Annotated in this window: 7 protein-coding genes and 1 tRNA gene; 3 read left to right on the top strand and 5 right to left on the bottom strand. The window is 42.4% G+C overall.

Annotation, left to right across the window (positions count from 1 at the left end; all coding sequences use genetic code 11):
- From HMPREF0106_RS28030 to feoB, 4 genes are all read right to left on the bottom strand, one after another.
- A partial coding sequence (locus tag HMPREF0106_RS28030; protein ID WP_009041219.1) for a hypothetical protein occupies positions 1–234 on the bottom strand: 234 nt, incomplete at its 3' end.
- A gap of 314 nt (positions 235–548) precedes the next feature.
- Positions 549–620 (bottom strand) — tRNA-Cys (locus HMPREF0106_RS00905).
- A gap of 51 nt (positions 621–671) precedes the next feature.
- Complete coding sequence (locus tag HMPREF0106_RS0125285) at positions 672–887, bottom strand: hypothetical protein (RefSeq protein WP_004312937.1); 216 nt, start codon at positions 885–887, stop codon at positions 672–674.
- Positions 884–3,370: a ferrous iron transport protein B gene (feoB, locus tag HMPREF0106_RS00910; RefSeq protein WP_008774741.1), complete on the bottom strand. Its 2,487-nt coding sequence runs from the start codon at positions 3,368–3,370 to the stop codon at positions 884–886. Before feoB ends, HMPREF0106_RS0125285 begins: the two co-directional genes overlap by 4 nt.
- A 145-nt stretch (positions 3,371–3,515) precedes the next feature.
- Between feoB and tilS the strand changes: the two genes are divergently transcribed.
- On the top strand, positions 3,516–4,796 hold the full coding sequence (tilS, locus tag HMPREF0106_RS00915; RefSeq protein ID WP_009041218.1) for a tRNA lysidine(34) synthetase TilS: 1,281 nt from the start codon (positions 3,516–3,518) through the stop codon (positions 4,794–4,796).
- Here the strand turns inward: tilS and HMPREF0106_RS00920 are convergent.
- The gene (locus HMPREF0106_RS00920; RefSeq protein ID WP_004312931.1) at positions 4,781–5,617 is read right to left on the bottom strand and encodes a 4Fe-4S binding protein; all 837 of its coding nucleotides are present in this window, start codon (positions 5,615–5,617) and stop codon (positions 4,781–4,783) included. The two genes, tilS and HMPREF0106_RS00920, sit on opposite strands and share 16 nt — an antisense overlap.
- 236 nt (positions 5,618–5,853) lie before the next feature.
- Here HMPREF0106_RS00920 and rho point away from each other — a divergent pair, with 236 nt between their 5' ends.
- Together rho and HMPREF0106_RS00930 are read left to right on the top strand one after the other, a co-directional pair.
- Positions 5,854–8,112: a transcription termination factor Rho gene (rho, locus tag HMPREF0106_RS00925; RefSeq protein ID WP_009041217.1), complete on the top strand. Its 2,259-nt coding sequence runs from the start codon at positions 5,854–5,856 to the stop codon at positions 8,110–8,112.
- Between the two features lie 286 nt (positions 8,113–8,398).
- On the top strand, positions 8,399–9,865 hold the full coding sequence (locus HMPREF0106_RS00930; RefSeq protein ID WP_004312927.1) for a sulfatase: 1,467 nt from the start codon (positions 8,399–8,401) through the stop codon (positions 9,863–9,865).
- The last annotated feature ends 505 nt before the right edge of the window (positions 9,866–10,370 follow it).

The following is a 10,370-nucleotide window of genomic DNA, read 5'->3' as shown; positions in this document are numbered from 1 at the left end:
GGCTTTACCACGGATAGGGAAGTCCTGAACTTCAATCTCAGGGAGGAAACCTTTTGAGTGAAGATGTAGATCAGAGTACTCAGCAGGAATAGTGGCTTTCTCCTCTAAATAAAGAATAAAGCAAGTATCCTGAGAAACATGATTGACTAGGGTAAAGTAATCAAGGATTCCTGAAGGCAAGAACAAGCTTAAAGAAGCAACAGGATCAATCGTTTGGGAAGAGGATGTTTTCATGATGCAAAAATAAGAATTTTAACGCAATCCCCCAAGTTTTCAGACTGAGCCATCTTTTTCATGGCGTTTTTCTTTTGGTTTATAACAAAAGTAACGCAGGAAAATCATAAAAAACTAGTGAATACTATAATTGTCAATAGGGAAAAGCCTAAAATAAAGAATTAAACACAGTACCTATTGTACCATACCATAATGCAGGAATTGACGAGAGCACCCAGCAGGAACAATAATTTTCAAGTAGTCCCCGAAACGGTCTCCATAAAAAACAAACCCTTGAAAGTGCTTGACTTTCAAGGGTTTTAAAGTGATAGTTGAGGTTCCTGGCGGATTCGAACCGCCGTACACGGTTTTGCAGACCGCTGACTAAGCCACTCATCCAAGGAACCATTATTTCTCGTTTGCGGTTGCAAAGGTAGTACAAATTTTGAAACTACCAACTATCCGCAGCAATTTTTCTTTGTACTTTTTTTCTTTACATCACACTCTCTGCGTTTCTTCTCCATCATATCCTTTAGTTCACAGCCACTTACGCAGCTGTCACAAGGATTCTGATTTTCCCGCGTACGACGAAAAAAAAGAAATATTCCATATACGACACGGGCAATGCAGAGCACAACGAGTACTCCGACTACCCACTCTTGCCAATTATTCATACAAACAATCCTCCAATCTGATAAACAGTAAATGATACAAGCCAAGCTAATGCCGTTGTATAACAGGCAGCAAAAAGCGCCCATTTCCAACTACCCGATTCCTGTTTGATAGCCGCCAACGCCGCAATACACGGGAAGTAAATCAATACAAACAGCATATAACAGAAAGCGACCAATGGAGTAATCGGAATACGTTCTGCCAAACTCACCGAGTCAGCATCCGGATCATCTGCATACAAAACGCCTAACGTACTTACCACCAATTCTTTCGCCCCTACACCGGAAAGCAAGCCAATACCTAATTTCCAATCAAATCCCAATGGCTTTATTACCGGCTCTATTCCACGCCCCAACTGACCGATATAAGAATTCTCCTGCTGCTCGGCAACCGTTTCATAAGCATCATGATTCGGATAATATCCCAGAAACCAGATAATAATAGAAGCAATCATAATAATTCCGCCCATCTTTTTCAGATACTGCGCTCCCTTTTCCCATGTATGCCGGAAGATAGACTTCGCTGTCGGCATTCGGTAAGGAGGAAGCTCCATCACAAACGGCGTATCATCACCCTTTATCAGAAACTTGCTAAACAAGCGAGCCATTACCACAGCCAGCACAATACCAATCACATAGATACTTAACAGCACCAAACTTGCATTGTTCGGGAAGAAAGCACCCACCAACAATAAATAAATCGGCAGACGCGCACTACAAGACATCAATGGATTCACCAACATGGTAATGAGACGACTCTTCCGGTTCTCAATAGTACGGGACGCTATAATCGCAGGCACATTACATCCGAATCCCATAATCAGAGGAATAAACGACTTTCCGTGCAACCCCATTTTATGCATGATCTTATCCATGATAAAAGCCGCACGAGCCATATAACCAGAATCCTCCATGATAGAAATACAGAAATACAGAATCAGGATATTCGGTAAGAAAACAATGACAGCTCCTACCCCACCGATAATTCCATCAATCAGCAGATCTTTAAATGGACCTTCCGACATATTATTGCGCAGCAATTCACCAAGCTGCTCTACCATCCATTCAATCCCCATCATCGGATATTCGCCAATGACAAATGTACCTTCAAACATCAGATACATAAAAAGAAAGAAAATAGGAAATCCCCAGACACGATGAGTTACAATCGAATCCAATACCTTTGTTGTCTGCGCCTGTTCCAGATGATTATCCGTGAACGTTTCTTTCAACGCACCACTGATAAATCCATATTTAGCATCAGTAATAGCCGATTCACAATCCTCATTCATTGTCTCCTGAACACGCTTCGACATCTTGTCGCGGACATGGAAAATTTCATCCGCATTCGGCAATGTGCGTACAATACGCTCAATGTCAGGATCATTCTCCAACAATTTAATAGAGAGAAAACGGGTAGAATATTTATGCCGGATAAACTCGTTCTTGGACACTTCACTTTTTACAGCCTCAATCGCTTTTTCTATATCAGGACCGTGGTTTATATGAATATGCCGGAAGACACGCCCCGTCTTTTTATGTTCACGCACATAATCTTCCAGATGCTCTTCCTCATGGTTCTTACGGTCTTCCAAAGAGTCATGCCATTCAGTCAAGTCTTTGAGGACTTCCGGATTCATGTTTCCCTGTTTATCGAAGAAGTCTACTCCTTCATACAGATTGATAACTACATGAAACAACGTATCCAATCCACGATTTTTCTTACTGGCAGTAGGCAGCATCGGCACCCCGAACAACTTGCTCAACAAATGGTAATCCAATGTATTTCCACTGGCTTCCAGTTCATCATAGATATTCAGAGCCACTACCATGCGGACATTCATATCTATCAATTGAGTAGTCAGATATAAGTTTCGCTCCAGATTAGAAGAATCGACGACATTAATAATCACGTCAGGAGTTTCATCGATAATATGACGGCGAACATAGATTTCTTCCGGCGTATAAGCAGATAAAGAATAAGTTCCCGGCAGATCGACAATACGGAAATGATAACCTTCGAAGTCAAAATAACCTTCTTTGGCATCCACGGTCACACCGCTGTAATTGCCTACATGCTCATGAGCACCGGACGCAAGATTAAACAAAGAAGTCTTGCCACTGTTCGGATTTCCGACCAAGGCAACATTGATGGTACGACGTTTACCTAACGCCAACCGTTTCATATCTTCTTCTTTTACTGAAAGGTCTTCGGGTAATCCTTCATGATAAACAGTCTTTTCAGCCAGTTCTTTTGCCTCCTCCTCGCTGATTACTTCGATCATTTCAGCTTCCTGACGACGAAGAGATATTTCATAACCTAAGACTTTATATTTTATGGGATCTTTTAGGGGAGCGTTCAACAGCACTTCAACCGTTTTACCTTTAATGAAGCCCATCTCCACAATACGTTTACGAAAACCACCGTGCCCCAACACCTTTACAATAACACCTTTTTCTCCTGTTTTTAATTCGGACAAACGCATAACTCTCAAAATTTTCGGCAAAGATAATTCATAACTTCGGAGCACGCAAATTATTTAGAATGTTTTTAAATAGCAGTCATTTTCCTTCTCCAAAAGATTTAGGAAAAATAAAAAAACTTATTGATAAACTCGTATCTTTGCAGATATGATACAACAACGCGTTACAAAATATATAGAAAAAGAACATTTGTTCTCACTGGATGCCAAAGTCTTGATTGCATTGAGTGGCGGTGCCGACTCGGTGGCACTGCTATGTATTCTGCACACAGCAGGTTATCATTGCGAAGCCGCACACTGTAATTTCCACCTGCGAGGCGAAGAATCAGACCGGGATGAACTGTTTGTCCGCCAACTTTGCAAAAGAACCGGAATCCATTTGCATACAATTGATTTTAACACGACACAATACGCAAAGGAAAAACAGATTTCGATTGAAATGGCTGCACGGGAATTACGCTATGACTGGTTCGAAAAAACGAGAAAAGAATGCCAAGCAGATGTGATCGCCGTAGCACATCATCAGGATGATAGCGTAGAAACCATACTACTCAATCTGATTCGAGGTACAGGAATTACCGGTTTATTAGGGATCCGCCCCCGCAACGGAGCAATCGTGCGGCCTCTGCTTTGCGTCAATCGAGAAGATATCATTCATTATCTGGAGAGCATCGGACAAGATTATGTAACAGACAGTACCAATCTGGAAGACGAATATACCCGTAACAAAATCCGACTCAATCTCCTTCCTCTTATGCAAGAAATCAATCCGTCAATCAAAAAGAATCTGATAGACACGAGCAATTATCTGAATGACGTAGCTACCATATATAATAAATGCATAGAGGAAACCAAAAATAATATTGTAACGACAGAAGGTATCCGAATCAGTGATTTAGTAAAGGAACCGGCACCCGAAGCTATTCTATTCGAAATCTTGCATCCTCTAGGCTTCAATTCTGCACAAATCAAAGATATTGCCTTTTCGCTTCACAGCCAACCGGGCAAACAATTTTGCAGTAAAAAATGGAGAGTGATAAAAGACAGAGAATTCTTATTAATAGAAGCTATTGAATCGGGAAATGAAATTCTTCCTCCTTTTCAAATCATCAAAGAAGAAAAAGAATACACCCCTGATTTCCTAATTCCACGCGACAAAGGAATAGCCTGTTTTGATGCCGACAAACTGAATGGAGATATTCATTACCGGAAATGGCAGACAGGAGACACTTTTATTCCTTTCGGAATGAAAGGAAAGAAAAAAATAAGCGATTATCTGACCGACCGCAAATTTTCTATCAGTCAAAAAGAACGCCAGTGGGTACTCTGCTGTGGAGAACACATTGCGTGGCTGATAGGCGAACGAACAGACAACCGCTTTCGTATTGATGAAACAACTAAGCGTGTCGTAATCTACAAAATAGTTTGAGGCAATTTCTGTTTCTTGAAGCAATCTGATAACAAAGCCGCAAAAGGAGTATCATATACCCGTGCTTTCTTAACGCAGGCTTTTACACAGGCACAACACTTGATACATTTAGCTTCATCTGTATGCAGCTCATCCCCTTTCGTTATAGCCCCTGCCGGACAACGGACCACACACAACCCACAATGGGTACACAAATTCTCATCCTCCACCCAAGGAGTGCGGGGAAGCGGTGTTCCACTTTTACGTAACTTGATAACTTTCCTCAAAAAGCGAAACAAAGGAAAAAATGGCTGGCTCGGACGTTTAATAGCACGTACGTCTACCGGATAAAGGGTATCCATGCTATCAGCAGCCTGTATTTTTTCCATGATTTTCTTCCCAAATTCCGTAGCAAAGGCTAAATCCGACTCATCGGGACGTCCCACCGCAATCGGATGTTTATCAGTACTATATGAATGTTCTCCAATAAAAGTTGCCCCGGCAATTACTTTCAATCCATGAGGAATAGCAAAAGCATCCAGTTCCATTAAAGCTTTTTCATAAGCACGGTTTCCATACACCACCACCAAAACGGTCGGAGTATCTACTCCCCGGATGTACTGCAAACGCTCCATTGCCAGAGGAGCGACATGACCTCCATACACAGGCACTACAATAATGGCCAAAGCAGATGCAGGAATCACGATTTCATCTGCAATTTGCTGCGTTACATTAATAGGAAGGATATTTTTTATGCCCGTACCGTGAACAATCGCTTCCGCAACTTGTTTAGATGTGTGTGTAGGCGAAAAATAAATTAAATGAGCTTCATTTACTGTCATACTATTTTCTTTTATGTAGCAAAGATACACTTTTACGTGGAAAAAAATGTTTGATTGTTCATGAAACCAAAAAAAATTATTATCTTTGCCCCGTTGAAACATTCTACGATTCAACATATACATCCCTAATTCAGAATAAAAAACAAAACGTATGCTTGCATATCTGTAGCCATAAGCTGTAGTAATGCTGTCCGTAATTCAGCAAAAAAAGAAATATTAATAACTTACCATACTATATGTATAACATTATCCAATTAAACGACAAAAATCTGTCGGAACTTCAAGTTATTGCCAAAGAGTTAGGCATAAAAAAAGCAGACTCATACAAAAAAGAAGACCTTGTTTATAAGATACTCGATGAACAGGCTATTGTAGGAGCTACTAAGAAAGTTGCCGCAGATAAGCTCAAAGAAGAACGCAAAAATGAAGAACAAAAGAAAAAGCGTTCACGGGTAGCTCCTACCAAAAAAGAAGACAAGGTAGTTTCCACACCAAAGAGTGGAGAGGTTAATAAAACAAAAGAAGCCACTCCTGTAAAAGCGCCACAACCTTCCAAGAAAGAAGAAAGTACAAACAAAGAAAAAGAAGCTCCTGTTGTAGAAGCTAAAGCAGAAAACGCTACTACTGCTCCCAAGCGTAAAGTGGGACGTCCACGCAAGAGCGCTGACGCAGAAGAGAAAAAAGAAGTAGAAAATGTAACACCGGCTGCTCCCAAAGTGGTGGAAACTAAGCCTGTTGTTGCAGAGAAAACTACTGAAACAAAAGAAAAAGCTGCTCCAGCACAACAGCCGACTGCTGAAAAGAAAGCAAAAAGCAAACCGGCTGCAGAAACAAATAAACCAGCCGCAGAGCCAAACAAGCCTGCTGCAGAGAAAAAAGTTATAGATAAACCACAAAAGAAAGCCGCACCCGTTATCGACGAGGAAAGCAATATCTTATCCAGCGTTGACGATGATGATTTTATTCCAATCGAAGATCTGCCTTCTGAAAAAATAGAGCTTCCTACCGAACTCTTTGGCAAATTCGAGGCAACTAAAACAGAACCTGTGCAAACAGCACCTGAACAGCCATCTCATCCTCAACAGCAACAACAATCTCAACAGCAGCAAGCACAGCAGCAACGCCCGCGCATTGTCCGTCCACGCGACAATAACAACGGTAATAACAATGTGAACAATAATAGCAATAACGCTAATAACAACAATAATAATTTCCAGCGTAATAACAATAATCAGAATCAGGTTCAGAACCAGAACCAACAACGCTTACCGATGCCACGTGCCACTCAGCAAAACCATGCGAACGAGAATCTTCCGGCACAACAGCAACAACAGCAGGAGCGCAAGGTTATTGAACGCGAAAAGCCTTACGAATTCGATGATATTCTCAACGGAGTAGGCGTTCTGGAAATCATGCAGGATGGATACGGATTCCTCCGTTCTTCCGATTACAACTACCTTTCTTCTCCTGACGACATTTATGTATCACAATCTCAGATCAAACTCTTTGGTTTGAAAACCGGTGATGTAGTGGAAGGTGTTATCCGTCCACCCAAAGAAGGAGAAAAATATTTCCCGTTGGTAAAAGTGTCGAAAATTAACGGACGTGACGCAGCTTTCGTTCGCGACCGCGTTCCTTTCGAACATCTGACACCTCTCTTCCCGGATGAAAAGTTCAAACTTTGCAAAGGCGGTTATTCAGACTCCATGTCTGCACGCGTTGTTGACCTTTTCGCTCCTATCGGTAAAGGACAACGTGCCTTGATCGTTGCCCAGCCAAAGACAGGTAAGACTATCTTAATGAAAGATATCGCTAACGCTATTGCAGCCAATCACCCGGAAGTTTACATGATTATGCTGCTGATTGACGAACGTCCGGAAGAAGTAACCGATATGGCACGCAGCGTTAATGCAGAAGTTATCGCTTCTACTTTCGACGAACCGGCAGAACGTCACGTAAAAATTGCAGGTATCGTATTGGAAAAGGCAAAACGTTTGGTAGAATGTGGTCACGACGTAGTGATCTTCCTTGATTCTATCACCCGTCTGGCTCGTGCATACAATACAGTATCTCCTGCATCCGGTAAAGTTCTTTCCGGTGGTGTGGATGCAAATGCACTTCACAAACCTAAACGTTTCTTCGGTGCTGCCCGTAATATTGAAAACGGCGGTTCGTTGACCATCATCGCTACCGCATTGATCGATACCGGTTCTAAAATGGACGAAGTTATCTTCGAAGAATTTAAGGGTACCGGCAACATGGAGTTGCAGCTCGACCGCAACCTGTCCAACAAACGTATCTTCCCGGCAGTCAACATTACTGCATCCAGCACTCGTCGCGACGACCTGTTGCTTGATAAAACAACTCTTGACCGCATGTGGATATTACGTAAATATCTTGCAGACATGAATCCGATCGAAGCAATGGACTTCGTTAAAGACCGTTTGGAAAAGACCAGAGATAACGATGAATTCCTGATGAGCATGAACAGCTAATTAGCGGTAAACGATAAATAATGAACGGTGAACAAACTGCGTCCTGATAATTGCAGTTTGTTCACCGTTCTCTTTTTTAGCCACCCCGTTAATCAATAACCACTTGCCGTTCATCTTTCACAAGCCAACGTTCATCAGCAATAGTTCCCCCTAATAATCCATCACACATTACATTTTTGTACAAAATACTTTCACTTGCGTCCAAAAACACTACTTCACCCTTTTTTGCGTTTCCTTTTTTCCTACTTTTGTTTCAAAATCAACTATTACTTAATTCTAACCAGTAATGAAAACTATTTATCCATTCATGGGATTAGCCCTATGCGGCGTAGCAGCCCAAGCTCAAGAAAAGCCCAATTTCCTGATTATCCAGTGCGACCATTTGACACAACGCGTCGTCGGAGCTTACGGGCAAACACAAGGCTGCACCCTCCCTATTGACGAAGTCGCTTCACGAGGAGTAATCTTCTCCAATGCTTATGTAGGCTGCCCTCTCAGCCAACCTTCACGCGCAGCTTTATGGAGCGGCATGACACCTCATCAAACGAATGTACGTTCGAACTCCAGCGAACCTATCAACCCACGTATTCCCGAAAATGTACCTACATTAGGAAGCCTTTTCTCTGAAAACGGTTACGAAGCCGTACACTTCGGAAAAACACACGACATGGGCTCCCTAAGAGGATTCAAACACAAAGAACCGGTAGCCAAACCATTCACTGATCCGGAGTTCCCGGTCAATAACGACAGTTTTCTGGATGTAGGAACCTGCGAAGACGCTGTTGCTTATTTAAGCAACCCTCCCAAAGAACCCTTCATCTGCATTGCCGATTTTCAGAACCCTCACAACATTTGCGGATTCGTAGGTGCAAATGAAGGAGTACATACCGATCGCCCCATCAGCGGAACTCTTCCTGAACTACCAGCCAACTTCGACGTGGAAGACTGGAACAATATCCCCAAACCGGTGCAATACATCTGTTGCAGCCACCGCCGCATGACCCAGGCCTCTCATTGGAATGAAGAGAATTACCGTCATTACATTGCCGCTTTCCAGCACTATACTAAAATGGTTTCCAAGCAAGTAGACAGTGTATTAAAAGCTCTTTACTCCACTCCTGCCGGAAGAAACACCATCGTTGTTATCATGGCCGATCATGGCGACGGAATGGCTTCACACCGTATGGTGACCAAGCATATTAGTTTCTATGATGAAATGACAAACGTTCCGTTTATCTTCGCAGGCCCCGGCATCAAACAACAGAAAAAACCAGTAAAGCAACTATTGACACAGCCTACGCTGGATCTTTTGCCTACCCTTTGTGATTTGGCAGGAATTTCCGTTCCAGTCGAAAAGCCGGGAATCAGTCTCGCACCTACATTAAAAGGAGAGAAACAGAAAAAGACTCACCCTTATGTAGTTTCCGAATGGCACAGCGAATATGAATATGTCGTTACCCCCGGACGTATGGTACGCGGACCGAGATACAAATACACGCACTATCTGGAAGGCAACGGAGAAGAACTATATGATATGAAAAAAGATCCGGGAGAACGTAAGAATCTCGCCAAAGATCCGAAATACAGTAAAGTTCTCGCAGAACACCGTGCCATGCTTGATGATTACATCACCCGCACAAAAGATGACTACCGAAGCTTGAAAGTAGATGCTGATCCACGATGCAGAAACCATACTCCCGGCTACCCTAACCACGAAGGTCCTGGAGTTCGGGAAATACTCAAAAGAAAATAAATAATAAAAAAGAGTGAAGACAACAAAGAAATCTTCACTCTTTTTAGTTCTTTCGCTGGCAAACTTACAAGCAAGCACCGCACTAGTATAGCCCAAGAACACCGGCAAACACAAATCATCCGGTTCATATTAAGCCGTAAGGGAGACATACTTCATTCCGAATCAACTAACGATAAAACTCCCGAAGGTCCGGAAATAGTTTTCATCTACCCCATCGCCTCCGAATCGAAATAAAGCACTATCTTTGCAAAGTGTAAACCCTAAAATCCGCAACTATCATCCAATACACGATTAAGGGTAGATTTATGAGTCGTTAGTAGCAGCTTTCAGTAAAAAGCAACAGCACAACATCAATATGTAGCCACCATCCCCTTACCCCACGATGCGACTTGAGGTAATACGCAGATTCTAACCGGAAAGAAAGGATTCTTATCCGAATTCTGTTTTGAAAGGTCTTGCATAAGCCCGGTTTTCTGTATAGATATTCAGCACGTATTGCCTTGCT

The organism is Bacteroides sp. D22, assembly GCF_000163675.1.
Classification (GTDB): Bacteria; Bacteroidota; Bacteroidia; order Bacteroidales; family Bacteroidaceae; genus Bacteroides; species Bacteroides xylanisolvens.
This window is presented reverse-complemented; position numbering and strand designations above follow the sequence as displayed.

Excerpts from the sequence above, each read along its gene's own strand:
- HMPREF0106_RS0125285 (WP_004312937.1), bottom strand. The coding sequence starts at position 887 with ATGAATAATTGGCAAGAGTGGGTAGTCGGAGTACTCGTTGTGCTCTGC.
- feoB (WP_008774741.1), bottom strand. The coding sequence starts at position 3,370 with ATGCGTTTGTCCGAATTAAAAACAGGAGAAAAAGGTGTTATTGTAAAG.
- HMPREF0106_RS00930 (WP_004312927.1), top strand. The coding sequence starts at position 8,399 with ATGAAAACTATTTATCCATTCATGGGATTAGCCCTATGCGGCGTAGCA.
- rho (WP_009041217.1), top strand. The coding sequence starts at position 5,854 with ATGTATAACATTATCCAATTAAACGACAAAAATCTGTCGGAACTTCAA.
- tilS (WP_009041218.1), top strand. The coding sequence starts at position 3,516 with ATGATACAACAACGCGTTACAAAATATATAGAAAAAGAACATTTGTTC.
- HMPREF0106_RS00920 (WP_004312931.1), bottom strand. The coding sequence starts at position 5,617 with ATGACAGTAAATGAAGCTCATTTAATTTATTTTTCGCCTACACACACA.